Annotated in this window: 25 protein-coding genes; 14 read left to right on the forward strand and 11 right to left on the reverse strand. The window is 69.8% G+C overall.

The window, feature by feature from the left end:
* The first annotated feature begins 42 nt into the window (after window positions 1-42).
* Complete coding sequence (locus tag ACGFNP_RS59705; RefSeq protein WP_393333905.1) at window positions 43-1,506, forward strand: MFS transporter; 1,464 nt, start codon at window positions 43-45, stop codon at window positions 1,504-1,506.
* Here ACGFNP_RS59705 and ACGFNP_RS59710 read toward each other — a convergent pair.
* Window positions 1,467-2,213: a methylenetetrahydrofolate reductase gene (locus tag ACGFNP_RS59710; protein WP_358319333.1), complete on the reverse strand. Its 747-nt coding sequence runs from the start codon at window positions 2,211-2,213 to the stop codon at window positions 1,467-1,469. The genes ACGFNP_RS59705 and ACGFNP_RS59710 overlap by 40 nt on opposite strands.
* A gap of 10 nt (window positions 2,214-2,223) precedes the next feature.
* Entirely contained in the window at window positions 2,224-2,877 is a 654-nt protein-coding gene (locus ACGFNP_RS59715; protein ID WP_358320798.1) for a TetR family transcriptional regulator, read from the reverse strand.
* A 69-nt stretch (window positions 2,878-2,946) separates the two neighbouring features.
* On the opposite strand from ACGFNP_RS59715, the gene ACGFNP_RS59720 reads away from it, so the two are divergent.
* On the forward strand, window positions 2,947-4,371 hold the full coding sequence (locus tag ACGFNP_RS59720) for an MFS transporter (RefSeq protein ID WP_358319336.1): 1,425 nt from the start codon (window positions 2,947-2,949) through the stop codon (window positions 4,369-4,371).
* On the opposite strand, the gene ACGFNP_RS59725 is transcribed toward ACGFNP_RS59720, so the two are convergent.
* Both ACGFNP_RS59725 and ACGFNP_RS59730 read right to left on the reverse strand, forming a co-directional pair.
* Complete coding sequence (locus ACGFNP_RS59725) at window positions 4,368-6,266, reverse strand: ABC transporter ATP-binding protein (RefSeq protein ID WP_393333908.1); 1,899 nt, start codon at window positions 6,264-6,266, stop codon at window positions 4,368-4,370. The two genes, ACGFNP_RS59720 and ACGFNP_RS59725, sit on opposite strands and share 4 nt — an antisense overlap.
* A 34-nt stretch (window positions 6,267-6,300) precedes the next feature.
* Window positions 6,301-8,298, reverse strand: coding sequence for a PhoX family protein (locus tag ACGFNP_RS59730; RefSeq protein ID WP_393334039.1), 1,998 nt, complete (start codon window positions 8,296-8,298; stop codon window positions 6,301-6,303).
* 167 nt (window positions 8,299-8,465) lie between these two features.
* Between ACGFNP_RS59730 and ACGFNP_RS59735 the strand changes: the two genes are divergently transcribed.
* Window positions 8,466-8,903, forward strand: a complete 438-nt coding sequence (locus ACGFNP_RS59735) for a sterol carrier family protein (protein ID WP_393333911.1) — start codon at window positions 8,466-8,468, stop codon at window positions 8,901-8,903.
* Here ACGFNP_RS59735 and ACGFNP_RS59740 read toward each other — a convergent pair.
* Window positions 8,900-10,039 carry a hypothetical protein gene (locus ACGFNP_RS59740; protein WP_393333914.1) on the reverse strand — a complete coding sequence of 380 codons (1,140 nt, stop codon included), beginning with the start codon at window positions 10,037-10,039 and terminating at the stop codon, window positions 8,900-8,902. The genes ACGFNP_RS59735 and ACGFNP_RS59740 overlap by 4 nt on opposite strands.
* Before the next feature lie 141 nt (window positions 10,040-10,180).
* Here ACGFNP_RS59740 and ACGFNP_RS59745 point away from each other — a divergent pair, with 141 nt between their 5' ends.
* From ACGFNP_RS59745 to purM, 3 genes are all read left to right on the forward strand, one after another.
* On the forward strand, window positions 10,181-10,585 hold the full coding sequence (locus tag ACGFNP_RS59745) for a MarR family transcriptional regulator (RefSeq protein ID WP_358319347.1): 405 nt from the start codon (window positions 10,181-10,183) through the stop codon (window positions 10,583-10,585).
* Between the two features lie 129 nt (window positions 10,586-10,714).
* Window positions 10,715-12,148 (forward strand): amidophosphoribosyltransferase, encoded by a 1,434-nt coding sequence (gene purF, locus ACGFNP_RS59750; RefSeq protein ID WP_358319350.1) that lies wholly within the window; start codon window positions 10,715-10,717, stop codon window positions 12,146-12,148.
* A complete protein-coding gene (gene purM, locus ACGFNP_RS59755) occupies window positions 12,145-13,170 on the forward strand; it encodes a phosphoribosylformylglycinamidine cyclo-ligase (RefSeq protein WP_358319352.1) in 1,026 nt (341 codons plus the stop codon). Before purF ends, purM begins: the two co-directional genes overlap by 4 nt.
* 231 nt (window positions 13,171-13,401) lie before the next feature.
* On the opposite strand, the gene ACGFNP_RS59760 is transcribed toward purM, so the two are convergent.
* A complete protein-coding gene (locus ACGFNP_RS59760) occupies window positions 13,402-13,626 on the reverse strand; it encodes a DUF3073 domain-containing protein (protein ID WP_214643532.1) in 225 nt (74 codons plus the stop codon).
* A gap of 151 nt (window positions 13,627-13,777) precedes the next feature.
* Window positions 13,778-14,857, reverse strand: coding sequence for a Leu/Phe/Val dehydrogenase (locus tag ACGFNP_RS59765; protein WP_393333919.1), 1,080 nt, complete (start codon window positions 14,855-14,857; stop codon window positions 13,778-13,780).
* Between the two features lie 111 nt (window positions 14,858-14,968).
* On the opposite strand from ACGFNP_RS59765, the gene ACGFNP_RS59770 reads away from it, so the two are divergent.
* Together ACGFNP_RS59770 and bldC are read left to right on the forward strand one after the other, a co-directional pair.
* Window positions 14,969-15,832, forward strand: coding sequence for a hypothetical protein (locus ACGFNP_RS59770; protein WP_358319357.1), 864 nt, complete (start codon window positions 14,969-14,971; stop codon window positions 15,830-15,832).
* Between the two features lie 322 nt (window positions 15,833-16,154).
* A complete protein-coding gene (bldC, locus tag ACGFNP_RS59775; RefSeq protein ID WP_013133571.1) occupies window positions 16,155-16,358 on the forward strand; it encodes a developmental transcriptional regulator BldC in 204 nt (67 codons plus the stop codon).
* Window positions 16,359-16,483: 125 nt separating this feature from the next.
* Here the strand turns inward: bldC and ACGFNP_RS59780 are convergent, their stop codons facing one another.
* Complete coding sequence (locus tag ACGFNP_RS59780) at window positions 16,484-17,071, reverse strand: TetR/AcrR family transcriptional regulator (RefSeq protein ID WP_219532557.1); 588 nt, start codon at window positions 17,069-17,071, stop codon at window positions 16,484-16,486.
* Between the two features lie 224 nt (window positions 17,072-17,295).
* Between ACGFNP_RS59780 and ACGFNP_RS59785 the strand changes: the two genes are divergently transcribed.
* The 4 genes from ACGFNP_RS59785 (at window position 17,296) to ACGFNP_RS59800 (ending at window position 21,247) form a co-directional block, all read left to right on the forward strand.
* Entirely contained in the window at window positions 17,296-18,345 is a 1,050-nt protein-coding gene (locus ACGFNP_RS59785) for a LacI family DNA-binding transcriptional regulator (RefSeq protein ID WP_358319360.1), read from the forward strand.
* A gap of 126 nt (window positions 18,346-18,471) precedes the next feature.
* Entirely contained in the window at window positions 18,472-18,720 is a 249-nt protein-coding gene (locus ACGFNP_RS59790) for a hypothetical protein (RefSeq protein ID WP_219532555.1), read from the forward strand.
* An 86-nt stretch (window positions 18,721-18,806) separates the two neighbouring features.
* Complete coding sequence (locus ACGFNP_RS59795) at window positions 18,807-19,652, forward strand: N-acetylmuramoyl-L-alanine amidase (RefSeq protein ID WP_393333925.1); 846 nt, start codon at window positions 18,807-18,809, stop codon at window positions 19,650-19,652.
* On the forward strand, window positions 19,649-21,247 hold the full coding sequence (locus ACGFNP_RS59800; RefSeq protein ID WP_393333928.1) for a beta-N-acetylhexosaminidase: 1,599 nt from the start codon (window positions 19,649-19,651) through the stop codon (window positions 21,245-21,247). The genes ACGFNP_RS59795 and ACGFNP_RS59800 overlap by 4 nt, the downstream gene beginning before the upstream one ends.
* 7 nt (window positions 21,248-21,254) lie before the next feature.
* On the opposite strand, the gene ACGFNP_RS59805 is transcribed toward ACGFNP_RS59800, so the two are convergent.
* Together ACGFNP_RS59805 and ACGFNP_RS59810 are read right to left on the reverse strand one after the other, a co-directional pair.
* On the reverse strand, window positions 21,255-22,034 hold the full coding sequence (locus ACGFNP_RS59805) for an aminoglycoside adenylyltransferase domain-containing protein (RefSeq protein WP_393333930.1): 780 nt from the start codon (window positions 22,032-22,034) through the stop codon (window positions 21,255-21,257).
* 116 nt (window positions 22,035-22,150) lie between these two features.
* Complete coding sequence (locus ACGFNP_RS59810) at window positions 22,151-23,203, reverse strand: quinone-dependent dihydroorotate dehydrogenase (RefSeq protein WP_358319372.1); 1,053 nt, start codon at window positions 23,201-23,203, stop codon at window positions 22,151-22,153.
* A 45-nt stretch (window positions 23,204-23,248) separates the two neighbouring features.
* Between ACGFNP_RS59810 and ACGFNP_RS59815 the strand changes: the two genes are divergently transcribed.
* Window positions 23,249-23,623 (forward strand): tautomerase family protein, encoded by a 375-nt coding sequence (locus ACGFNP_RS59815; RefSeq protein WP_358319375.1) that lies wholly within the window; start codon window positions 23,249-23,251, stop codon window positions 23,621-23,623.
* Here ACGFNP_RS59815 and ACGFNP_RS59820 read toward each other — a convergent pair.
* A complete protein-coding gene (locus ACGFNP_RS59820; protein WP_358319378.1) occupies window positions 23,620-24,303 on the reverse strand; it encodes a hypothetical protein in 684 nt (227 codons plus the stop codon). The genes ACGFNP_RS59815 and ACGFNP_RS59820 overlap by 4 nt on opposite strands.
* An 89-nt stretch (window positions 24,304-24,392) precedes the next feature.
* On the opposite strand from ACGFNP_RS59820, the gene lpdA reads away from it, so the two are divergent.
* Complete coding sequence (lpdA, locus tag ACGFNP_RS59825) at window positions 24,393-25,772, forward strand: dihydrolipoyl dehydrogenase (RefSeq protein ID WP_358319381.1); 1,380 nt, start codon at window positions 24,393-24,395, stop codon at window positions 25,770-25,772.
* Window positions 25,773-25,826: the final 54 nt, after the last annotated feature.

Here is a 25,826-nt window from a genome sequence, read left to right on the forward strand (position 1 = left end):
CTGCGACAAATCGGACGTACGTCGTACGTCATAGTGGAGGGCATGGTCGCGGTCTCCCCCGATTACGACAGCCGTCTCCGCTATGCCTGGCGCGTGTGTTCCGTGACGAGCCTGGGGCTCGTCCTCATCGGCATCGCCGGCAGCACGCTGAACGTCGCGCTCCCCTCGGTGGTGCGGCACTTCCACGCCGGCGCGTTCGAGTCGGGCTGGATCCTGCTGTCGTTCCTGCTGGTCAACACCGCGAGCCTGGTGTTCTTCGGGCGGGTGGCCGACCTGCTCGGCAGGCGGGAGATCTACCTGACGGGGTTCGCCCTGTTCACCGTAGCTTCGTTGCTGGCCGGGCTGTCGCCGGGCGTGTGGTTCCTGGTAGCCATGCGCGTGCTGCAGGCGATCGGGGCCGCGATGATCCTGGCCAACGGCACGGTCATCATCACCGACGCGTTCCCGCCCGACCGGCTTAGCCAGGGCATGGGCGTCTACATCGGCACCCTGTCCGTGGCACAGCTCGCCGGGCCGACGCTGGGCGGCCTCATCGCGGAGACGGCCGGCTGGCAGTGGATCTTCTGGGTGAACGTGCCGGCCGGCCTGATCGCTCTGAGCTGGGGCGCGGTCGTCCTGCGCAAGATGCCCCGGGGCCCACGTGAACCGGTGGACGCGCTGGGCAACGCGCTGCTGTTCGCCGCGCTCTCGGCCGCGCTGATCGCCCTGTCCGAGGCGGGTTCCGCCGGGCTGTCGAGTCCTGCCGTGCTGATCGGGGCGGCGGTGTTCGCGGTGCTGGTGCCGCTGATCGTGCTGGTGGAGCGCCGGGCCGCGCATCCGGTGCTCGACCTGCGGCTGTTCGGCGGGCGACTGCTGGCCTTCGCGAACCTGGCCTCCTTCTGCAACGCGCTGGCCCGCGCGGCGCTGATCCTGGTCGTGGCGCTGTACTTCCAGGCGGCCAGGGGCGTGGACGCCTTCACGGCCGGGCTGAGCGTGCTGCCGGTGCCGGTCGGCATGGCCCTGGCCTCGCCGCTCGCGGGCTCGCTGAAGATCTCCCCGTACTTCCTGTCGATCGGCGGCACGCTGATGAGCGCCCTGGGCCTCGGCATCCTGATGCTGACGGCCGATCCCGCCACGCCGTACTGGATCATCGGGGTCGGTCTGTTCGTGGCCGGGTGCGGGAGCGGCACATTCCTGACCGGCAACACCACGCAGGTCATGCGGGCCCTGCCGCGCGGCAGTCTGGGGGTGGTGAACGGGTTCCGGGTGATGATCATGAACATGGGGATCGTGATCAGCGTGGGCGCGTCCCTGAGCGTCCTGGCCGGCTCGGTCGGCCCCGTCGAACGGGCCCAGGTGTACGCGGGGACGCTGGCCAAGCTGTCGCCGGTGGCGGTGGGGCAGGTGATGCACGGGTTCGAGCGGACGTACGCGCTACTGTTCGCCGTCGCCCTGACCGGCACGTTGTTCGCCTCCCTGGCCCGGTCTCAGAGCGCGGTGGCCAGCCTCGATTCGACGTCGCGGTAGCGGCTGACCGGGATCAGGTGGACGCCGTCGAAGGCGCCCGAGTCGCGGATGGCCAGGACCTGCTCGCAGGCCGCCTCCACGCCCGCCATCCGGTCGGCGGCCACCGCGCGGATCAGCCGGTCGGGGATGGCGATGTCGGGGATGGCCGCGGCCAGGGCGCCGGCGTGGCGCTCGCTGGCCAGGACCATCACGCCCGCGTAGACCGGCACGTCGACCTGGTTGGCCTCGCGCCAGCGCAGCAGGGCCTCCAATGAGAAACCGACCTGGAGGAACAGGAAGTCGGCCGCGCGCTTCCAGGCGGGCAGCGGACGCAGCCCGGCCGCCGCGCCGACGCGGAACCCGGCGTCGAAGTCCCTGGCCTCGTCGATCATCGAACGCACGGTCAGGTCACTGGTCCGGCCGCCGCTCGCCGGCTTGTCACCGTAGACGAACAGGAACTGGTCCACCCCATAGGCCGCAGCCGTCAGCAGGTCGCGCCGGAACCCGAGCAGGTTGCGGTCACGGGAGTTGAGGCAGGCGATGCTCCGCCCGCCCATCGCCTCGACCTCGTGCGCGACGGCCACGCTGGACACGGTCGCCCGGCCGATGTGGTTGTCGGGGATGAGGAACGAGTGCGCGATCTTGCTCATCGTGCCGATCTGGTGCCGGACGTGCTTCAGATCAGGCTTCGTGGGGGGTTCGATCTCGCAGACCAGCTCGAATGCCATGGTCAGCACCTTAACGCTTGGCCGCCAGCGCCTCCACGCCGCCGATCACCAGGTCCACGCCGAACGAGTCGTAGAAGTCGGCGGTCATCCCCTCGACCATGGGGCCCGCCATCTCCACCAGGTTCGGGTACTTTTCCGCCGGCAGTGACTGCAGGCCCACGCGCTTCACCCGGACGATCTCGGCGATCTCCTCGGAGGTGTGGCCGGACCGGAAGTGGACCGGGGCGTCGGCGATGGAGATGGCGCTCTGCAGCAGATACTTGGAGATCAGGCAGCACTCCTCCACGGTGAACCCCGCCGTCCGAGCCAGGCCGAGTGCCTGGTCCCAGACCGCGAGGAAGCTGGGCACCGCGCCCTGGTCCACCTGCTCCAGCACGTTCTTCGCGCAAGGGTGGGTGCGCAGGACCCGGACCAGGCCCTCCACCAGCTCTCTCAGCCGGTCGCGCCACGGGCGGTCCTCGCCGTCCTTGACCACGAAGTCCAGGATCAGGTGGTCCGCCATGCCGATGAGCAGCTGGTCCTTGTTCTTGAAGTGCCAGTAGAGGGCCATCGGCGTCACGCCCAGGTCGGCCGCCAGGCGCCTGATCGTCACGGCGTCGAGTCCTTCGGCGTCGCCGATCTCCAGGGCCCGCTCGACGATGGCCCTCGCGGTCAGTTTTCCCATCACGGTTGACAACTATACGCCGTACAAGTTCACTATACGACGTACAATTACGGCGTATAGGAGACGAACATGGACCGGCGCTGGTGGGCGCTCACCGCGGTGACGCTCGGGACATTCATGACCTACCTCGACAACAACCTCGCCAACGTCGCGCTGCCGACGATCCAGCGAGAGCTCGGGCTGACGATCTCCGGCCTGGAGTGGATCGTGAGCGGCTACATCCTGGTGTTCGCCGGGCTCATGCTGGTCGGCGGCCGGTTGGCAGACGTGTTCGGCGCCAGGCGGGTCTTCACGACCGGCCTGGTGATCTTCACGCTGTCGTCCCTCGCCGCCGGGCTGGCCGGTGACGGCACCACGCTGATCGCCGCCCGCGCGGTGCAGGGGTTCGGCGCGGCGCTGCTCACGCCGACGGCGCTCGCGTTGCTGACGCAGATCTTCCCCGACCCGGGCGAGCGTGGCCGGGCCGTGGGCATCTGGAGCGCCTCCGGCGCGCTGTCGATGGCGCTCGGCCCGGTGACCGGCGGCTTCATCAGCGAGCACCTGCACTGGGGCTGGATCTACCTGATCAACGTGCCGATCGGGAGCTTCACGCTGGGTCTCGCGCTCTGGGCCGTCCGTCCCGCCTTCACCCGGGTACGGCGCAGCCTCGACCTGGCGGGCCTGGCCACCTCGGCGCTCGCGTTGTTCGCTCTGACGTACGCGCTGATCGAGGGTGACGGCGCCGGATGGACCTCACCGGAGATCCTGGCCGCCTTCGGCCTCTCGCTCGCGGCGGCGCTGGCGTTCCTGCTCGTCGAGGCGCGGGCCGCGGAGCCGATGATCGACCTGTCGCTGTTCCGGGCCAGGGCGTTCAGCGGCGGCCTGGTCACCATGGGCATCTGGTCGTTCGGTGTGTTCGGCATCTACTTCTTCAGCGCCCTCTGGCTGCAGAACGTGCTGGCCTTCTCCCCCACCGAGGCCGGCGCCGCGTTCGTGCCGATGGCCCTGCTCATGGCGGTCATGGCGATCCTTTCGCAGCGGATCAGCGCGCGGCTGGGCATCGGCCCGACCGTCGCGCTCGGCATGGCCCTGATGGGCGGCGGCATCCTCATGCTCTCCGGGATCGGCGCCGACGGCGAGTACGGCGACGTCCTGCCCTGGTTCCTCCTGTACGGCCTGGGCGGCGGCCTGCTGGTGCCCCTGACCTCGGCGATCCTCACCGGAATGCCCGCGGGCAGGTCGGGCGTGGCCTCCGGGGTCCTGAACGTGTCACGCGAGGTGTTCGGGCTGCTCGGCATCACCGTCCTGGGCGCCATCCTGAACTCCAGGCAGAGCGCCAGCGACCGGCCGCCGCTGATCGCCTTCCTCGACGCCTACCAGTTCACGCTGGTGCTGGCGGCCGTGCTCGTCCTGGCGGCGGTCCCGGTCAGCCTGTACGCCCTGCGCACCCGCCGTACGAGCGGCCGGACGGACCAGCCCCGGGCCGCCCGGCAGGAGCGCGTGACAACCGGTTAGCCTGCGGCGACAGGCTCACCGATGACCTCCTCGATCAGCGGGTCGGCGAACTGGGTCCGGTACAGCTCCTCATAACGGCCCCCGGCGGCGAGCAGTTCGGCGTGCGTGCCCCGCTCGGCCACCCGCCCGTCCTCGATCACCAGGATGACGTCGGCCGCGCGGATCGTGGAGAGGCGGTGCGCGATCACCACGGCGGTCCTGCCCTGCAGGGCCTCGCCCAGCGCCTCCTGCACGGCCGCCTCCGAGGTGGAGTCGAGCGCCGCGGTGGCCTCGTCCAGGATCACCACCCTGGGCCTGGCCAGCAGCAGCCGGGCGATCGTCAGCCGCTGGCGCTCGCCGCCCGACAGCCGGTAGCCGCGCTCGCCGACCACGGTGTCGAGGCCGTCGGGCAGGGACTCGATCAGCGTGGCCAGCCTGGCCCGGCCGAGCACCTCCCACAGCTCGTCCTCGTCGGCCTCGGGCCGAGCCAGCAGCAGGTTGGCCCTGATCGTCTCGTGGAACAGGTGCCCGTCCTGGGTCACCATGCCGAGCGTGTCGCGGATCGAGTCGGCGGTCAGGTCCTTCACGTCCACGCCGCCGATCCGTATCGACCCGGAGTCGGCGTCGTACAGCCTCGGCAGGAGCTGGGCGATCGTCGACTTGCCCGCGCCCGAGGAGCCCACGAGGGCGACCATCTGGCCCGGTTCGGCAGTGAAGGAGACGCCGTGCAGCACCTCGGCCCCGCCGCGCGTGTCGAGCACGGCGACCTCCTCCAGCGAGGCGAGCGAGACCTTGTCGGCCGAGGGGTAGGCGAAGCGCACGTCGTCGAACTCCACCGAGACCGGCCCGTCGGGGACACGGACCGCATCCGGCCGTTCCTTGATGAGCGGTTCGAGATCGAGCACCTCGAAGACCCGCTCGAAGCTGACCAGCGCGCTCATCACGTCCATCCGGGCGCTGGCCAGCGCGGTCAGCGGTGCGTAAAGGCGGGTGAGCAGCAGCGCCAGCGCCACGACCGAGCCGGCGTCGAGCTGGTCGCGCAGGGCGTAGAAGCCGCCCAGGCCGTACACGAGGGCCAGGGCCAGCGCGGAGACCAAGGTGAGCGCGGTGACGAAGACCGACTGGGTCATGGCCGTACGCACGCCGATGTCACGCACCCGCCTGGCCCGGCTCGCGAACTCCGCCGACTCACGGGCGGGCCGGCCGAACAGCTTCACCAGCGTCGCGCCTGGCGCGGAGAAGCGCTCGGTCATCTGCGTGCCCATGGCCGCGTTGTGGTCGGCCGCCTCACGCCTCAGCCGGGCGATCCTGGTACCCATCCGCCGGGCGGGCAGGACGAACACCGGCAGCAGCACCAGCGCGAGCAGCGTGATCTGCCAGGAGATCCCGATCATCACGATGAGGGTCAGCACGAGCGTCACGACGTTGCCCGCCACGCTGGACAGGGTGTCGGTGAAGGCGCGCTGGGCGCCGATCACGTCGTTGTTCAACCGGCTGACCAGGGCGCCCGTGCGGGTCCTGGTGAAGAAGGCGATCGGCATCCGCTGCACGTGGTCGAAGACCGCGGTGCGCAGGTCGAGGATCAGCCCTTCGCCGAGCCCCGCCGACAGCCATCTGGTCAGCAGCCCGAGCCCGGCCTCCGCCAGGGCGAGCACCGCGATCAATCCGGCCAGCCCGGCCACGAGGCCGAACGTCTCACCCTTGACGATCGCGTCGACGACCCGCCCCGCGAGAACGGGCGAGACCACCGCCAAGGCCGCCATCACCACGCTTAACACCAGGAAGAGCACCACTCTTCGCCGATGCGGGCGGGCGAACGCGGCGACGCGACGGAGCGTCGCCCTGGACAGCGGGCGACGCTCCGTCTGATTGTTCAGCGAGTACAGCTGATGCCATGCGGTCATTTCCATGCTCATGCATGGCAGCTTAGGAGCTCAACTTAACTTCAGGTCAAGCGCCGACCTTCTGTCCCTTGGCGTGCCAGACGACGGCGACCGACGGACGCGGCTGGTCACCGTCGGGCCAGTGGCTGGCCGGCTTGTCCGGGGTGGCGCCGTCGAGCTCGCCCGGGTGCTGCACCGCGACGAACACGCTGCGCTGGTCCGGGGTGACCATCGGCCCGCAGGTCTCAGCGCCGAGCGGGACCGTGAGGAACTGGCGCAGGTGCCCGCGCTCCTTGCCGCGCACCGGCATGACGAACATACCGTCGTTGCTGCCGAGCTGGTTGCCGTCGGTGGCGATCCAGAGGTTGCCGTCACGGTCGAAGGCCACGTTGTCCGGGCAGGAGATCGGCGAGACCTTCGTCTTGTCGTAGCCGGCGAAGTAGGTCGCGGGGTCGTTCGGGTCGCCGCAGATCAGCGGGAGCGACCAGGCGAAGGTTTTCTCTCCCGCGTCGTCGCGCCGCTCGACGATCTCCAACACGTGGCCGTGCTTGTTGGACGGGCGCGGGTTGGCCTCGTCGACCTGGGCCGCGGTGCGGTTGGTGTTGTTGGTCAGCGCCACGTACACGCCGCCGGTGACCGGGTTGCGCTCCATGTCCTCGGGGCGGTCCATCTTGGTCGCCCCCACCTTGTCGGCGGCGGCGCGGGTGTAGACGAGCACCTCGATGGCGGTCATGCCGTCCACGTACGACCTGTCGCCCGAGACCAGCGGGATCCACTGGCCGGAGCCGTCGAAGGCGCCGTCGGAGGGCAGCTTGCCCGACCCGTCGATCTCGGCGGCGGGGCTGTCACCGGTGAACTTGGCGACGTAGAGCGTGCCCTCGTCGAGCAGGTTCCGGTTGTGCCGGTCGTTGCCGGGGATGTAGCGGTTCTTCGAGACGAACTTGTAGATGTACTCGAAGCGGGAGTCGTCCCCCATGTACACGACCACGCGGCCGTCGCGGGCCAGCGTGGTGTTGGCGGCCTCGTGCTTCAGGCGGCCCAGCGCGGTCCGCTTGACCGGCGTCGAGTCGGGGTCGAACGGGTCGATCTCCACGACCCAGCCGAACCTGTTGGCCTCGTTCGGGTGCTTGGCCAGGTCGAAGCGCTCCTCGACGCGGTCGAACCGGCGGCTGCTCGCCGGGGTGCCGGTGGTGATCGTGTAGCGGGAGATGTACGGCAGTTGCGCCGCCGGGACCTTGTCGCCGTTGACGAAGTACTGGTCGATGTTCTCCTCGGCGGTCAGCACCGTGCCCCACGGCGTCGATCCACCGGAGCAGTTGTTCAGCATGCCGACGGGGGTGCGGCCCTCCGGGTCGGCGGCGGTCTTGAGCGGGTCGCTGCCCGCGGCGGGACCGCTGAAGCGCATCGGCGTCTGGGCGGTGACGCGCCGGTTGTAGCGCCTGCGGCCGGTGGTGACCAGCTTCCACTGGCCGGTTCCGCGTACGCGCTCGATCTCGACGACCGAGCCGCCGTGCGCGGCCAGCGCGATCTTGATCTGCTCCTCGGTGGCGGCGGCGCCGGTGGTGTAGCCGCGGAACATCAGGTTCTCGTTGGTGTACTCGTGGTTCACCCACAGCAGCCCGCGGTTGGCGCCCATCGGGAAGTGCGTGACGAAGTCGCAGTTGTACCCGAACTGCTTCGACTGCGCCTCGGCGCTCTGGTGGTCGAAGTCGAACGCGGGCGCGTCGGCCGTCACGGGGTCGCCCCAGCGCGCGACGACGGCCGAGGTGTAACCGTCGGGGACGCGCAGCGCGTCCTCCTTGTTCGGCGGCACGGGGGTGAAGCGGATGTCCCCCGAGGAGTGCCCCAAGAGTTCGGCCTCCGGCTCCGTGGGCTCGGCCAGGGCGGGCACGGCTCCGGCGAGGCCGACCCCGGCGACCCCGGCGGCCAGGGCGCCCAGGGTGCCGGCGCGGAGCATGCCCCTGCGGGAGATCGCCTGCGCGACCACGTCACCGAAGTAGGGGTTGTCACTGGTGTTGGCCACGTCGTGCGCGCAAGCGTTGCCGCAGCGGAACCGGCAGGTCATCGCCGATCGGCCAGATGTATGCGTGGGCAGCAGCGGTTGCAGCCGGTTCGCCACAGGTCCTCCAAAAATGTACGGTCTTCCGGCGGGGACGCTACGACCGTCATCGAAACCGCAGATGAACGACGACCGCCAGCGCGATGAACGCTTCCTGGGGACACAATGGTGGGGTGCCATCGAGGAAGCCGGACCCAGACAAATTGCGAGCCGCACTGGACGCCCAGCTCGTGGCGCTGGACGAACCGCCCTTCGACGGGCCGCCGTCGGCACTGGCCGGTGCGCTGGTCTCAGCCGTGCTCGCCGCGTACGAGCGGGACCTGCGGCCCGAGCGGGACGCGGCCCGGCAGGCCGTGCGCTACCTGCTCGACCGGCTGGCGACCGCCGCACCCGGGAGGACGGTGGAGGTGCGCGTGCCGCCCTACGCGGCCGTACAGGCCATCGCGGGGCCACGCCACACGCGCGGCACTCCCCCGAACGTCGTGGAGACGGACGGCCGCACCTGGATCGAGCTCGCGCTGGGCCGCCTCACGTGGGCCGAGGCCATGGCGAAGGGCGCCGTCTCGGCGAGCGGCGCCCGTGCCGACCTGTCCGGCCATCTCCCCCTCTAAGGGTTACGCCGCATCCAGGGGAACTTGTCCTCGAAGCACTTGTCGGCGAGCTGGCCGGGAAGGTGGCCGCACTCCTGGACCACATTCCAGAACCAGATGGCCACGATGGCGAAGATGATCAGGGCGACGACACTGATCGCGATGCCCGTGATGGCGCGGCCCTTGCCCACGCCCCTGCTGAGCGCGACGCTGCCGAAGACGATCGACAGGATCGCGGTGAGCAGGCCGGTGAAACAGACGAAGACGAGGAACGGGCTGGCGACGCCCAGCACCAGCGAGGCCGTGGCCAGACCGCTGCCCGGCTTGATGGGCTGGCCGGTCTGGTAGGGGCCGTATCCCGGGGGCGGGCCGTAGGGGGGACCGCCGCCGCCGGGCGGGCCACCGTACGGGCTGGAGGGCGAAGTGCCAGGAACGGCGGGAATGGGCTCGGTCCTCGGTGGAATGTCCCGCTGCTCGCCGTATGCCCTGGGCCCGCCCTCGTACGGCGACCCGGGCGGAGGGGCTTCCCCGTACAGCGGCCCGGCGCCCTCACCGGACGGCCGCGGGCGGGCTTCCTCGAACGGCCACTCGGGACCTTCCTCAGAGGGCTGCGGGCGGCCTTCCCCGTACGCCGGGCCGGCGCCCTCACCAGGCGGCGTCGGCGGACGCGTCCCCTCGGACGGCGGCGGCGCACCCGGAGGCGCGAACGACGGCCGCTCGTCCTGCGATGACGGCGGCGGCTCTTCCGGCGGCGTGGTCGCCGGCTCGTAGCGCGACGGTGTCGTGGCCCTCGGCTCGCCGGGCTCCCCGCCGTCGCGCTCCCAGCCCGGATAGGGCGGCCGCGCCCCGGGCATCGGGAACGCCTGGGTCTCCTCCGCGTCGCGCTCCTGGGCCGCGGCCGGACCCGGCGTCTCGGGTGAGGTGGGCAGGTCGGGGTGGAACGGCCTCAGCGGCTCCCCACCCGGACGCGGCGGCTCCTCCCGGGGAACCACCGGCGGCGCGGGCGTGATCGGCTCCTCGGGCTCCCCGCCCTCCCCGTTGGCGCCCGTGCCGGAGTCGCCGGGCGCCCTGCCGGTGGGCTCGCCCTCCTGCGGCGGCCGGCCGGGCTCGTCGCCGTCGTTCGGCCGGGGGTGGTTCGGATCTCCAGGTGTGGTCACGTCTGCGTCTCCCGACGGGTCAGCATGCCGGATACTTCACCCTTTCGCGCATGCCACCACCGAAACCGCACGACACGGTAAAACCCCCCTCATCCTTGGGTCACCATGCGCCAAACCGGCAGGCGGCGGCAGGATGAGGGCATGCTGGAAGAGACCCTGACCTACGCGCTGATCATGGTCATGAAGGCGAAACGCCACCGGATGGCGGCGGCCCTGGTCCCCCTGGGCCTGCACAGCGGCCAGGAACTGCTGCTCAACCAGTTATGGCAGCAGGACGGCCGCACCCAGAGCGAGCTCATCGGCAAGCTGGGCGTCGAGCCGCCGACCGTCACCAAGACCGTCCAGCGCCTGGAACGGGCCGGCTTCCTGCACCGCGCACCCGACCCCGACCGGCCGCGGGTGAGCCGCGTCTGGCTGACCGACGCGGGCAAGGCCGTCCGCGAGCCCGTGGAACAGATCTGGGCCCGGATGGACGAAGAACTGCTGGGCGCGTTCGACGCGGAGGAGCGCGACGTGTTCGCTCGCCTGCTGCGTGCCATGACCTAACGGCCCTTTCACTCCCAGCGAAACCGCCTCGCGGAGCGCGGCGGATCCAACGCCGGCCGGTCGGCGCATGCCCGCTGATCTGGCCCCCGGGTGCGCGAGCAGGGGAGCGGCCGACCTAGACTGAAGCACGTGCTGAAAGGCGACGGCCGGCTCGGCCATGACCTGGACCCCCAAGACCGTGCTCCGCAGGACGCCTGTGGCGTCTTCGGAGTCTGGGCGCCAGGCGAGGAAGTCTCCAAACTCACCTACTACGGACTGTACGCGTTGCAACACCGCGGACAGGAGTCCGCGGGCATCGCGGTCAGCGAGGGCAGCCGCATCCTCGTCTACAAGGACATGGGTCTGGTCTCCCAGGTCTTCGACGAGTCGGTGCTCGGCACCCTCAGAGGGCACCTGGCCATCGGCCACTGCCGCTACTCCACGACCGGCTCCAGTGTGTGGGAGAACGCGCAGCCCACGCTGAGCTCCACCGACGTCGGCGGCCTCGCGCTCGCCCACAACGGCAACCTGATCAACACCCCGGAGCTGGCCCTGCGGCTGGAGCCCGGGACGACCAGGGCGACCACCGACACCGACGTGCTCACCACGCTGCTCGCCCAGGACGACCGGTCCATCGAGGACGCGGCGGCCGATCTGCTGCCCCAGGTCAAGGGCGCCTACTCGCTGGTGTTCATGAACGAGAAGACCCTCTACGCGGCCCGCGACCCACAGGGCATCCGCCCGCTGGTCCTGGGCCGTCTTGAGCGGGGCTGGGTGGTGGCCTCCGAGACGGCCGCACTCGACATCGTGGGCGCCACCTTCACCCGCGAGATCGAGCCGGGCGAAATGCTCACCATCGACGAGCGCGGCGTCAGGTCGCGCCGGTTCGCGCTGGCCGAGCCGAAGGGCTGCCTGTTCGAGTACGTCTACCTGGCCCGCCCCGACACCACCATCGCCGGGCGCGGCATCCAGGTCACCAGGGTCGAGGTCGGCCGCGAGCTGGCCCGCGAGCACCCTGTCGAGGCCGACCTGGTCATCCCGACGCCCGAGTCCGGCACGCCCGCCGCCGTCGGCTACGCGCAGGAGAGCGGCATCCCCTACGGCCAGGGCCTGGTGAAGAACTCCTACGTCGGCCGCACCTTCATCCAGCCCTCGCAGACCATCCGTCAGCTCGGCATCAGGCTCAAGCTCAACCCGCTGCGCGAGGTCGTCGAGGGCAAGCGCCTCGTCGTCGTGGACGACTCCATCGTCCGGGGCAACACCCAGCGCGCGATCGTCAGGATGCTGCGCGAGGCCGGCGCCAAAGAGGTGCACGTACGCATCTCCTCGCCGCCCGTGGCCTGGCCGTGCTTCTACGGCATCGACTTCGCCACCAGGGCCGAGCTCATCGCGGGCTCGCTCACCGTCGAGGAGATCCGCGCCTCGCTCGGCGCCGACTCGCTGGGCTACATCTCGCTGGAGGGCCTGACCAAGGCCACCACCATCCCCGCCGAACGCCTGTGCCGGGCCTGCTTCGACGGTTCCTATCCCATCCCCATCGACCAGGACAACGTGGGCAAGTTCGTGTTGGAGAGCAAGGCGTGACGACGTACGAGGCCGCCGGAGTCGACATCGAGGCGGGCGAGCGCGCCGTCTCGCTGATGAAGGCGAAGGTGGCCCGCTCGCGCCGGCCCGAGGTGGTCGACGACGCCAGCGGCTTCGCCGGCCTGTTCGACGCCTCGGCCCTGCTGCGCTACCAGCGCCCGCTGCTGGCCACCTCGACCGACGGCGTGGGCACCAAGGTCATGCTCGCCCAGCGATACGGCAAGCACGACACGATCGGCATCGACCTCGTCGCCATGGTCCTCGACGACCTGGTGGTGTGCGGCGCCGAGCCGCTGTTCATGACCGACTACATCGCCTGCGGCAAGGTGGTGCCCGAGCGAATCGCCGAGATCGTGGGCGGCGTCGCCGAGGGCTGCCGGCTGGCCGGGGCGGCCCTGCTCGGCGGCGAGACCGCCGAACACCCGGGAGCCATGGGGCCCGACGAATACGACCTGGCCGGCGCGGGCACCGGCGTCGTGGAGGCGTCGGCGATGCTCGGCGCCTCCCGCGTGCGGGCCGGCGACGCGGTGCTCGGCCTGGCGTCGTCGGGAGTGCACTCCAACGGTTATTCGCTGGTCCGCCACGTGCTGCGCGAGTCGTCACTGTCGCTCGACGCCGACCTCCCCGAGCTGGCCAGGCCACTGGGCGCCGAGCTGCTGGAGCCCACCCGGATCTACTCGCTCGACTGCCTGGAGCTGGCCCGCGCGGTGGACGTGCACGCCTACGCCCACATCACGGGCGGCGGCATCGAGAGCAATCTGTCCCGCTCACTCCCCGACCACCTGGACGCCACCCTCGACCGCTCGTCGTGGACCCCACCACCGATCTTCTCGGTCCTGTCCGGCCACGGCAACATCGAGCAGAAGGACATGGACAAGACCTTCAACCTGGGCATCGGCATGGCCGCCATCGTGGCGCAAGAGTCTGCGGACGAGGCCCTACGCCTCCTGACCGACCGCGGCCTGGAAGCCTGGGTCCTGGGCGAAATCACCGAAGGCACCGGCAAGGCCAGCTACCGCTGACACGGGTGGCAGGGGTTGCCCTAGCGACACCTGCCGCCAATTCACCACCCAGATGGTCGCACCGTCTTGTTACGGCGCCCGGCCATGTGCGGGCTCAGCGGCCGTATTCCTGGAGGCCCCCAGCCCTGGACGGCGGGTGGCGGCCAGGTTGGCCGTGCCGTAACCCACAAAAAGAAAATTCACCCCACGGGTGGGTGCCGTGGGGTGGACTTCGCTCAACCAGAAGAACGACTACGAACGCCCAGACGAACGATCGTCGTCGTTGTTGCTGTAGTCATCGGCGTAATCGGCATAGCGATCCGCCAGCTCATCGCTGAGGTCGTCGGCGTCGTCATTGTCGCTGGAGTCTCCGACCCCGAGTTCATCGCGAAGACGATCAAGATCCGTGCCACCGCTGTTGTACTTCAGCTGGCGAGCAACCTTGACCTGCTTGGCCTTTGCTCGGCCGCGCCCCATTGGCTCGACCCCCTCGTGTGGGGTCGTCCCCGACCCCTCGTCGCTAACGCACCACACACTGACGCCGCCTGACTTTGGGCGTCAGCCTATCGTTCGCCTATTACCGTACCTGTTTTGTGCCCAGCTCGGTACGTCGTATGGGCGTGGGGCATCAGTGGCCCAGCCAAATGCCCCTAATACGCCCGACTTCCGACATTCTGCGCTCGGCCAGCCTATCTGCTGCGACCGCCGGAGGTACGCCCTCCTCGGTCGCGATCGCGAAGATCTTCAGAGTCGTGTCATAGATCTGGGTCGCCTTGGCCCTGGCACGCTCCATGTTGAAGCCCTCGAGCTCGTCCGCGACCTGGATCACGCCGCCCGAGTTGACCACGTAGTCGGGCGCGTAGAGGATGCCGCGCTCCGCTAGCTGCTTCTCGACCCCGGGATGGGCGAGCTGGTTGTTGGCCGCGCCACAGACGATCCTGGCCCGGAGCGTGGCCGAGACCTGGTCGTCGAGCGCCCCGCCCAGCGCGCACGGGGCGAACACGTCGATGTCGGCCGTGGTGAGCGCCGCCGCGTCGGCCACGACGTCCACCTCGGGGTGGCGCTGCCGTACGCGCTCGACCGCCTTGGGGTCGACGTCGCAGACGACCACTTCGGCCCCGTCCTCGCGCAACAGGCCCACCAGCCGGTGGCCGACCTTGCCGACGCCCTCGACGCCGACCCGCCTGCCGAGCAGCGACGGCGTGCCGTACACGCGCTCGGCCGAGGCCCGCATGCCCTGGAAGACGCCGAACGCCGTGAGGATCGAGGAGTCGCCGGCGCCGCCGTGGGCGAGCGTGCGGCCGACCACGGAGCGCGACTCCCTTGCGATGACGTCCATGTCCTCGCTGCACGTGCCCACGTCACAGGCGGTGATGTAGCGCCCGCCGAGCGACTCGATGAAGCGGCCGTAGGCACGCAGCAGCGCCTCGCTCTTGTCCCGGCCCGGGTCACCGATGATGACGGCCTTGCCGCCGCCGAGGTCGAGACCGGCCAGCGCGTTCTTGTAGGCCATGCCCTTGGCCAGGTTGAGCACATCGGCCAGGGCCCCCTGCTCGTCCGGGTAGGGGTAGAACCTGGTGCCTCCCAGGGCCGGCCCGAGTGCGGTGTTGTGGATGGCGATGATGGCGCGCAGGCCGCTCTGCTCGTCCGCGCAGAATACGACCTGCTCATGGACGTCCTTGTGGGACGAACCGAAGACATCGGTCACGGTAGTGACTCCCTGTCCGTTACACTCCGTCGCTCCGTCGCGACGGATATCGCTTCTCAGCGTAATAGCCGCGACGGTGCGAGCAGGTTGTCTTCATGACACGATGCCTCCGTGCTGCCCTATGCCGCTTACCTCCGGGTCTACGAGCCGCTGACCGCGTTCGCCGAGTCCGAGCGCAAGGTCTGGGCCGAGTACGCCGAATCGCGCGACCGCCCCCGCCGGGCCACCGCGCTCAACGCCGAGCACGACGAGGCCGTCAGGCGCCTGCTCGGCATGCCGCCCCACCCGGCACCCGCGCAGGAGAGCCCCAACGCCTATCTGCGGCGCGTTGAGGACCGGCTCTATGTCTGTCCGTGGCAGACGCGGTTGCGCTCGTGGCTGGCGTTCTCAAGGCTGCGTGGCAGCACTCCTGTGAAGCTCATGGACCGGTTTGTCCCGAAGGCGATCGCCGAGCAGACCGTCGACGACTTCGACAGGTACAAGCGCACGGGTGGCTCCTCCGCGCTCCGGACCCACATCCGCACCACGGCCTGGCACGTGCCACCCGCGTGGTTCGTGCCCTTTGACGGGAACGAGCGCTGGCTGGTGCTCGGCTCCTCGACCCCGGGACAGGACGTGACCACCACGACGGGACGCAACCTCATCTACGTCACCTCCATGGCCCAGGCCAGGAGGCGTTCCGCGCGGGCGTTGCAGGTGCTGCGCAGGCACCTGGGCGAGGTGTCGGCCAACCTCGACGTGGAGGACGTGGCCAGGTGGCTTGAGGAGTTCCATCCGCACTCGCTGGTCGAGCTCGATTACGGCGGGTTGGTACGCCTTATGGATGATGACGCTCTGCAAGCGGATCAGTCCGTCGCGGAGCTCTCCGCGGCCCTCACGGGGCTGGACACGGGTCAAGAAGAGCTTGCCTACGCCATGTATCAGAGGGTGATCCTGCGCTGGAAGTCAATGCAACTTCTGGAATCTGCCAACTGAGCCCCAATACAACCGTCTGACCTGCATAAGTAGGTCATGACTCGCGGCTGCTCTCTTCTGCGAACTGAGTAGTTTGCCGTTTTCACTGCGATACCACGAAACGTGTCGCTAGAATCACCGAGCGTGACATCGCCATGTGAGCGGGCAGTTGGGTCAAAGAAGGGCTCGCAAATCGCTCTGCGTGGCGGTATGGTCACTTCGGGTGATGCCGCATATGGCTCAGAAAAGCCGCACGCTCTGGGCTATAGGGGGACATCCGTGACACGCGCAAAGGGAGTCACAGGATCGCTGAGCCGGTCCACACGGAGGAGAGGCCGCACAAATGTCAGCTCGTACACCCGAGGCCGAGCCGCTGCTCACGCCCGCTGAGGTCGCGACCATGTTCAGGGTCGACCCCAAGACCGTTACCCGGTGGGCGAAGGCAGGCAAGTTGACGTCGATTCGTACCCTCGGCGGTCACCGGCGTTACCGGGAGACCGAGGTCCGGGCACTGCTGGCGGGCATTCCGCAGCAGCGTTCGGAGTAGTGCCGGGGTCGTCACGAACCTCAGGGGGGTTGAATGGTGGGCCGTGCTGGACAGCCCGGTCCACCCAGGTGACGACGTCATGTCGTAGTGGGAAGCTGGCGCCGCCCGCCCGGCGCCATCCTTCCCTAGGCGAGCTGTTCCCTGGTCAGTAGATCCAGCAATCCGTCGACCTCCGCGTCATAGCCGGCGGCTACTCTGAGTAGCGCCACCATGTGATCGACGAGCATCTTCTCCAGCGTCGCGCGTTCGATGTCGCGGTGCTCCAGCCAGTCCAGGCCCGCGGTCTCCACCGACGCGATCCACGATCTCAGCGTCGTACGCAGCACCGGACTCGGCCGCTCGACCCGCATCTGCCGCTGGATCAGCCGGAAGAGGCGTTGCCGCACTCCGTCGACGATCTCCCCGATCTCTCCCGCCCGGTTGGCGGGACCGCCGCGCAGCAGCGCCGCGAAGCCGGCCGCGTGCTCCTCGACGAAGTCGAAGTAGCGCCGCAGCCCCGAGGCGAGTTCGTCCAGCGGCCTGCCGCCGCCCTGCGGGCGCAGCCGTGACTCCAGTTGCTCGGCCGCGCTCTTCAGCGCCGCCACGTACAGCTCCTGCTTGCCACCGAAGTAGTGGTAGACCAGTGCTCGCGAAGCGCCGGCGGCCGAGGCCACGTCGTCGATCGAGACGTCTTCCGCGTCGCGTGTGCTGAAGAGCTCGAGTGCCGCGGCCATGAGCTCCTCGCGACGGCGATCCACGCTGAGCCTGCGCCGAGCCGGTCGGGCCGCTTCGGCTGACTTCCCGAGTGTCACAACTGCACAGTATCCGACCCCCTGCCTAATAGCGGACATGTAGCCAACCGGTCAATATCAGCCTTCCCTAACCTGAAGCCGTACCCTGTGGCGAACTCGATCGTTTGGTCAGACAGGTGCCCAACTTCGCATCGCGGGGGAGACACATGTCAGGACCACCCGTCAACACTTCAACTATCGCCGAGCTCCGTGAGGTAGACGCGGTGCCTCGGCCAAGACCCACCATCCGCAACGTCGCCGAGCGAGCCGGCGTCTCGAAATCGCTGGTCTCACTCGTACTGCGCGGATCCCCGCACGTGAGCGAGCACCGGCGGCAAGCTGTACTGCAGGCGGCCCGCGAGCTCGGCTACCGGCCCAACGCGGTCGCGCGGAGCCTCGTCGAAGGCCGTACCCACCTCGTCGGCGCGCTCGTCGCCGACCTGCACAACCCGTTCTATGCCGAGTTCCTCGACGGTCTGCAGGAGAGCCTGCACGGCGACGGACTGCGCATGCTGATCGGCAACAGCCAGTGGGACCCCGCGTTCGAGGACGAGGCCGTGGAGGCCTTCCTGGAGCTCAGGGTCGACGGGCTGGTGCTGCTCGGCATCGCGCCGACCAGCGAGACGCTGATCGAGGCGACCTCCTACACGCCCACGGTCGTCGTAGGGGAACGTGACATCGAGCTTGAGGGCGTCGACATCGTCGTCGACGACGACCAGCTCGGCGCCCGTCTGGCCATCGACCACCTGGTCGACCACGGCCACAAGCGGATCGCGCACATCGAGGGTCCGCGTTCATCCCGCTGCGAGGGTTATCTCGTGGCGATGCGCAGGCACTCGCTGGCGCCTTACATCATGGTCGAGGCCGCGGAGTCGACCGAGGAGGACGGCCGGCAGGCCGCCCTCGCCCTGCTCAGCCGCGAACCCAGGCCCACGGCGATCTTCGCCGCCAACGACGTGGTGGCGCTCGGCGTCCTGTCGGCCGCGGCGGAACTGGGCCTGAAGGTGCCGGACGACCTGTCGGTGGTCGGTTACGACAACACCCACCTGGCCGCCTCGCACCACATCAATCTCACCTCCGTCGACCAACCGCGCCGCACCATGGGCCGGTCCGCGGCGGCCCTGCTCAGCGACCGGATCGGAGACCCAGCGAAAGTCGCCCGGCTGCGCCAGGTGACCCCCGAACTGATCGTCCGGCGAAGCACCGGACCCGCCTAGGGAGGGCCGAGGGAGCACGGGTCGCGTTTAGAGAGGGCCAAAGCTGGGTCAACCCGTGCGGTGGCGGCGCCGCACGGAGGTTTACTCGTCAGGTCAAGCGACACGATCTGATCCGGGGGGACAGCCATGCGTGATCCGGAACTGGTGTCCTGCGCCCAGCGCGCGGCGACCGAGCTCGAACGCGCCTGGGCGCAGTGGCGCGCGGGCAGGGACAGGGGTACCGACGTCGGCGCGGAGTCCGTGGCCAGCTACGTCGCCCACTCCCTCGACCACCCATGGGGCCGTCCCCGCGTCGTTCTCGGTCTCGACGCCGAGGACGCACGGGAGCTGGCCGCGCTGCTCGAACGGCAGGAGGTGGGCGAACACGTCTGGTGACGCCCGCCCCTGAGGTGAGCCTCCGGCGGGGACCGCTCTGGACATAAGCGTCTGGCGAGGACCGCTCTTGACGTAAGTTGGAACGCATGCGTGCTCTTCCTGCGTCACTCCTCGCTGTCTGCGGCCTGATCGCCACCGCGTGCGGCAGCACCGGCAGCGGTGGCGCCGCGGCAGGTCAGGCCGCCCAAGCGGACGCGACGACCCTGGCCCCCGCCCCGACTCAGGCTCGTACCAAGCCCCAGGCCCGCGCCAAGCCGCAGGCCGCGGCCCGGCCGCTGGAGGGCAAGACCATCGTCATCGACCCGGGGCACAACGGCGGCAACTACCGCGATCCGAAGGCCGTCAACCGCAAGGTCAACGTGCTGACCAAATGGAAGCCGTGCGACACGACGGGGACCGAGACCAACAGCCACTACACCGAGGCCGCCTTCACCTGGGACGTCTCCAACCGCATGGTCAAGATCCTCAAGGCCCGTGGCGCCACGGTGAAGCTGACCAGGGCCGACAACAGCAGTGTCGGGCCGTGCATCACCGAACGGGCCGCGATCGGTAACAAGGCCAAGGCCGACGCCGCGATCTCCGTGCACGGCGACGGCGCCGCGGCCGCCAACCACGGTTTCCACGTCATCATGCCGAAGAAGATCAACGGCCCGGTCGACCCCGTCGTGGCCGACTCGCGCAAGCTGGGCCTGGCCGTGCGTGACGCGTACAAGAAGGAGACCGGGCTGCCCTACTCGACCTACATCGGCAGCAACGCCCTCGACTTCCGCGACGACCTCGGCGGCCTCAACCTGTCGACGGTGCCGAAGATCTTCATCGAGTGCGGCAACATGCGTAACGCGGGCGAGGCGGCCAAGTTCCAGAATTCCGCGTTCAGGCAGCGCATCGCGGTGGCGCTGGCCGACGGTTTGCAGCACTATCTCAAAGCATGATTCCTCGCCCCAATCTGCTGAGCAATCTCTCCGGTTCCTACGAGCTGACCTCGGGCGCGGCCGTCTCGGGGCCCGAGGACCTGGTCGACGCCGTACGGCTGGCGCTGCCGGTGCTCGACCTGCGACCGGGCGACGCGGGAGCCGTCGATCTGCGGCACGACCCAGCCCTCGGCCCGGAGGCGTACCGGCTGGTCGTGGGGTCGCGCGGGGTGGAGATCACGGCGGGTGACCGGGCGGGCGCCTTCTACGCGGGGCAGTCGCTGCACCAGTTGCTGCCGCCCGCTTCCTACCGCTTCTCGGCCGAGGCGGCGTGGATCGTTCCCGGGGTGCGGATCGAGGACGCTCCCCGCTTCTCCTGGCGTGGCCTGCACCTCGACGTGGCCAGGCACTTCTTCCCCAAGCGTGAGGTGCTCCGCCTGATCGACCTGATGGGGATGCACAAGCTGAACCGGCTCCACCTGCACCTGGTCGACGACCAGGGCTGGCGGGTGGAGAGCAGGGCGTACCCGCGGCTGCACGAGGTGGCCTCGCACCGCTCGCGTACGGCGACCAACCACTACCGCGAGCCCGACGCCTACGACGAGATCCCGCACGGCGGCTACTACTCGCTCGACGACCTGACGGAGATCGCCGCCTACGCGCGGGCCCGTGCGGTCGTCGTCGTGCCGGAGATCGACGTGCCGGGGCACGCCCAGGCGATCCTGGCCGCCTATCCGGAGTTCGGCTCCTCCGACGACGACTACCAGGTGCTGGAGCGGTGGGGCATCACCCCGGCCATCCTGTCCCCCATGCCGCCCACGGTCGAGTTCCTGACCACGATCTTCGACGAGCTGATCGGCGCCATCGGCGAGACTCCCTACGTGCACATCGGCGGCGACGAGGTGGTGCTCGACCACTGGGCCGCCTCCCCCGAGATCATCGCCTACCGCGACTCGCTGGGTCTGTCGTCCATGGGTGAGTTGCAGGCGTGGTTCCTGCGCCGGCTCGCCGACGTGCTCGCGGACCGCGGCGCGCGGGCGGTCGTGTGGGACGAGGCGTTCGTCAGCGGCGAGCTGCGGCACGACACGCTGGTGATGCCGTGGCGCGGCATGGGCGTCGGCCGGCGGGCCGCCGCGGCGGGCCACGACGTGATCGCGACGCCGGTTTTCCCGCTGTACTTCGACTACGCGGAGTCGGCGTCGGCCGACGAGCCCATGGCGATCGGTGACGCGATCACCGTCGCCGACGTCGCGGCCTTCTCCCCCGCCCCGGACGACTGGTCCGGCGAAGAGCGGTCGCGGGTCGTCGGGGCCCAGGCCCAGCTCTGGACCGAGCGCATCCCCGACCCTCGCACGCTCGACTACCGGGCGTGGCCGCGGGCGTGCGCCCTGGCGGAGGTGGCGTGGTCCGGCTCGGCGGGGGCCGACTTCCCCGCCCGCCTGGAGGAGCATCTCGGCCGGCTCGACGCGATCGGGGTGGAGTACCGGCCGCTGGACGGGCCCAAGCCGTGGCAACGGCGCAGACCCCACCGGCCCGCCACGGTACGCGCGGCCGAGGTGATGAAGCGGGTCGACTCGATGACCCACGACGCGGAGTCGACCAGACCCAGCGTGTGACCGTCCGTCACATCTCCAGCACCATGGTCATGAAGGCCAGCAGATCGGCCCGGCGACGGAACGGATTGCGGTAGAGCGCGGGCCCGCCCAGCCTGATCCGCAGCGCCTCGCGCACGATCGGGTGCCAGCGCGCGTCGAACACCTCCAGCGCGTATTCGCCGGCGGCGGTCTTCGACGTCACCTCGCCCACCGCTAGCGTCTGGCGCAGGCGGGTGACGCCGAGCGCCCCCCACGCGGTCTGGTACTCGCTCAGCGCGGCCACGCCCGCCCGGGAGGCCGGCCGGGCGCTGTGCTGTACCCACCTGGTCCAGTACGTCGCCAGGTTCTTCCTGGTCTGCCTGGCCAGGGTGTCCCAGTCGGTGTGGATGCCGAGCTGGGCCGCCGACGGCCCTCTCACGGCCACGCCACCCTGGGCCAGCACGTGCCAGGTGACCAGGCCGCGCTCGAACCTTCCGGACTCGGTCAGCCGCCATTCGTGCACCGACGGCCCCTCGGGCGCCTGCGCCGGGTCTTTGCGCAGGTCGTCCCAGGTGACATAGAGGCCGTCGAAGTGCGGCTTGGCCCCACGGGTCTTCAGCTCGGCGTGGATCGTACGGAGCGCGGCGGGATCGGGCGGCCGGCCGGTCACCGCGACGAAGTCGACGTCGCTCACCCGCGGCCGGTAGTCGCCCAGCGCGATCGACCCCTGCAGGTACAGCCCCTCGATCAGACCCGGTGCGTGGCGATCGGCCAGTTCGAGGTAGTCCCGGCACAGGCGCGCGGGTGTGGCGTGCAGATCATCGAGCATCCGGGAACCCTAGCAACGCCGGGAACGCGTGCCGTCCCAGTTGGCTCGTTCTTCGGCCTGCCGTGAACTCCAGGCCGTCCACCCGTTCCAGGCCGTACGACCGATCGTCGGCTGTCTCAGGCCGTACGACCGATCGCTTCCGAGATCGAGGTGAGGCCGTGGCGGCGGACGCGGCGCGCGAGCTGCCGGTGGATGCGCGCGGCCCAGAACGGCCCGCCGTAGATCCACCCGGTGTAGCCCTGGACCAGCGTGGCCCCGGCGAGCAGGCGTTCCCACACGTCGTCGACGTCCTCCACGCCACCCACGGAGACCAGCGTGAGCCGGTCGCCGACGCGGGCCCGCAGCCGGCGCAGCACCTGCAGGGAGCGCGCCTTCAGCGGGCGCCCCGACAGCCCGCCGGTCTGGCCGCCATGCCGGATCGTGGTGTTGGTCGCGATGATCCCGTCGAGCCCCAGCTCCAGCGCCAGGTCGGCGACCGCGTCGATGTCCTCGTCCGCGAGGTCGGGGGCGATCTTCACCAGCAGCGGGGTACGGCGCGGCGTGCCGTCGGCGACCTCCTTGACCGAGGCGAGCAGCGGGCGCAGCAGCGACACGGCCTGCAGGTCGCGCAGTCCGGGGGTGTTGGGCGAGCTCACGTTGACCACGAGGTAGTCGGCCAGCGACGCCAGCTCCTTGGCACTGGCCACGTAGTCGGCGACGGCTCCGGACTCGGGCACCACCTTGGTCTTGCCGATGTTGACCCCGACCACGACCGGCAGCCCTCTGGGGCGGCGCAGGCGGCGCGACGCGGCGACCGCCCCGGCGTTGTTGAAGCCCATCCGGTTGATGACGGCCCGTCCCGGCACCAGCCTGAACAGCCGGGGCCGGGGGTTGCCCGGCTGGGCGTGCGCGGTGATGGTGCCGACCTCGACATGGCCGAAGCCCAGGGCGGCGACGCCCTCGGCGCAGGCGGCGTCCTTGTCGAACCCGGCGGCCAGGCCGAGCGGTCCGGGGAAGTGCACGCCGAACGCGCTGACGCGCAGAACCGGGTCGTGCGGCGCGAGCGCTCGATAGAGCAGCCGCTTGAGCAGGGGCAGCGCCGAGAGCAGCGCGAGGGCCCTGACAGTCAGATGGTGCACGGCCTCGGCGTCGAAACGTCGCAAGACCTGCGTGAACACGAGGCGATACATCAGGGGTCAGGCTACCAATCACGGTGACCCCCTATATTGACCGGCATGGCGCAGCTCAAGATCTATGGTCGGCGGGACGTGTGGGCCGGGCGGCAGCGGGAGCTCTCGGATCTCCTGCACTCCTGCGTGGTGAGCGCGTGGGGGCTGCCGGAGGACAAGCGCTTCCACCGGTTCCTGCTGCTCGACGCCGAGGACTTCGTGTGCCCGCAGCGCGGCCCGGACTACCTGATCATCGAGGTGGTCTGCTTCACCGGTCGCAGCGACGACGCCAAGCGGGCGTTGATCCGGACGATCTACGAGAGGTCGGGGCTCGCCGCCGAGGACGTGGAGATCACGATCATCGAGATGCCCAAGGTCAACTGGGGCATCCGCGGGGTCCCGGCGGACGAGCTGGCGCTGCCGTACAAGGTGGAGGTCTAACCGAGGGTGCCGAGCACCACCGCGCCCGCGCCGATGGCGAGAGCCAGGGGGAACGCCCACCACTTCGGCGCGGGGCCGTCGCGCAGCACCTTGACGCCGAAGGGCACGAGCGCGACGCACAGGCCCGCGGTGGCCACGATCGACATCACGCCGGTGCCCTTGAGCACGCCGATCGGCAGCGCGGACATGAGGCCGAGGGCGACCGCCCGTACGAGATCCAGCGTGCCGGCCCGCCACAGGCCGACGGCGAGCACGATCCAGCCGAAGAACAGCGCCACGCTGAGCGAGGCGAAGACGTGGAAGGCGCCATAGGAGTCCGCCACCGCCCGCTGCGCGGCCGGAAGGCCCTGCACGGAGACCAGCTGGAACGCCAGATGGCTGACCCCGGCGTGGAAGGCCCGCTCGAACAGGCCCAGCATCACCATCACCCCGCCCCACAGCACCCACCGCGAGCCGGGCGAGCGCCGCACGAGGCCGAGCACGCCGGGCCAGAGCAGCACGTTGCCCGCGGCGAAACAGCTGTAGGAGGCGGTCATCAGCGCCGGGTCCCCGGCGAAGGCCGCGAGCTGGCGCGGGAAGAAGGCGTCGTACGGCAGGCGCAGCAGCACGCCCGCCAGCATGAGGACCGGCGCGATCACGAGGCTGACGCCTTCGGCCCACCGTCCGGGGAATTCGGTCATGCCTAGATCCAACCGAGCGCGATCGGCCGGGTCATTGGCACGGGGGCGAGGTTCAGGGGTAGCGCTAGGTGGACGGTACGGTCTGACTCATGAGCACTCACTATGACGTCGTCGTTCTCGGCGCGGGTCCCGGAGGGTACACGGCCGCGGTCCGCGCCGCCCAGCTCGGGCTGCGCGCAGCGGTCATCGAGGAGAAGTACTGGGGTGGCGTCTGCCTGAACGTGGGCTGTATCCCGTCCAAGGCACTGCTGCGCAACGCCGAGCTCGCGCACATTTTCCACAACGAGGCCAAGACCTTCGGCATCAGCGGCGAGGTCAGCTTCGACTACGGCGCCGCCTTCCAGCGCAGCCGCAAGGTGGCCGACGGGCGGGTCAAGGGCGTCCACTACCTGATGAAGAAGAACGCCATCACGGAGTACGACGGCCGCGGCACGTTCCTCGACGCCAACACGATCCAGGTGAACGACGAGACGATCACCTTCGCCACCTGCATCATCGCCACCGGGGCCAGCACCAGGCTGATCCCGGGCACGTCGCTGTCGGAGCGGGTGGTGACGTACGAGGAGCAGATCATGACCGATCAGCTTCCCGGCAGCATCATCATCGCGGGCGCGGGCGCGATCGGGGTGGAGTTCGCGTACGTCCTGCACAACTACGGCGTCAAGGTGACGATCGTGGAGTTCCTCGACCGCATGGTCCCGCTGGAGGACGCGGAGGTCTCGGCCGAGCTGGCCAAGCGCTACAAGCGGCTCGGCATCGAGGTGCTCACCTCCACCCGCGTCGACGGCATCGAGGACACCGGCGCCTCGGTCAAGGTGACCGTCACCCGCGACGGGCAGCAGCAGGTGCTGGAGGCCGACAAGGTGCTGCAGGCCATCGGCTTCGCACCGCGCGTCGACGGCTACGGCCTGGAGAAGACCGGCGTGGCACTCACCGACCGGGGCGCGATCGCGATCGACGGCAGGTGCCGGACGAACGTGCCGCACATCTTCGCCATCGGCGACGTCACCGCCAAGCTGATGCTGGCGCACGCCGCCGAGTCCATGGGCATCATCGCGGCCGAGACGATCGGCGACGCGGAGACCATGGAGCTCGACTACGTGATGATCCCGCGGGCCACGTACTGCCAGCCGCAGGTGGCCAGCTTCGGCTACACCGAGGCGCAGGCCCGGGACCTGGGCTATGACGTGAAGGTGGTCAAGTTCCCGTTCACCGCGAACGGCAAGGCGCACGGCCTGGGCGACGCGAACGGCTTCGTCAAGATCATCAGCGACAACAAGTACGGTGAGCTGCTCGGCGCGCACCTGATCGGCCCGGAGGTGACGGAGCTGCTGCCCGAGCTGACGCTGGCCCAGCAGTGGGACCTCACCGTGCACGAGGTCGCGCGCAACGTGCACGCCCACCCCACGCTCGGCGAAGCGGTCAAGGAAGCTATCCACGGCCTCGCCGGCCACATGATCAACATGTGACGAACAAGTGATCGGTACGGCCGGCGCCGTGCCGATTACTGCTTGCCAACTAGT

It is taken from the genome of Nonomuraea sp. NPDC049269 (assembly GCF_043197155.1).
GTDB lineage: Bacteria > Actinomycetota > Actinomycetes > Streptosporangiales > Streptosporangiaceae > Nonomuraea.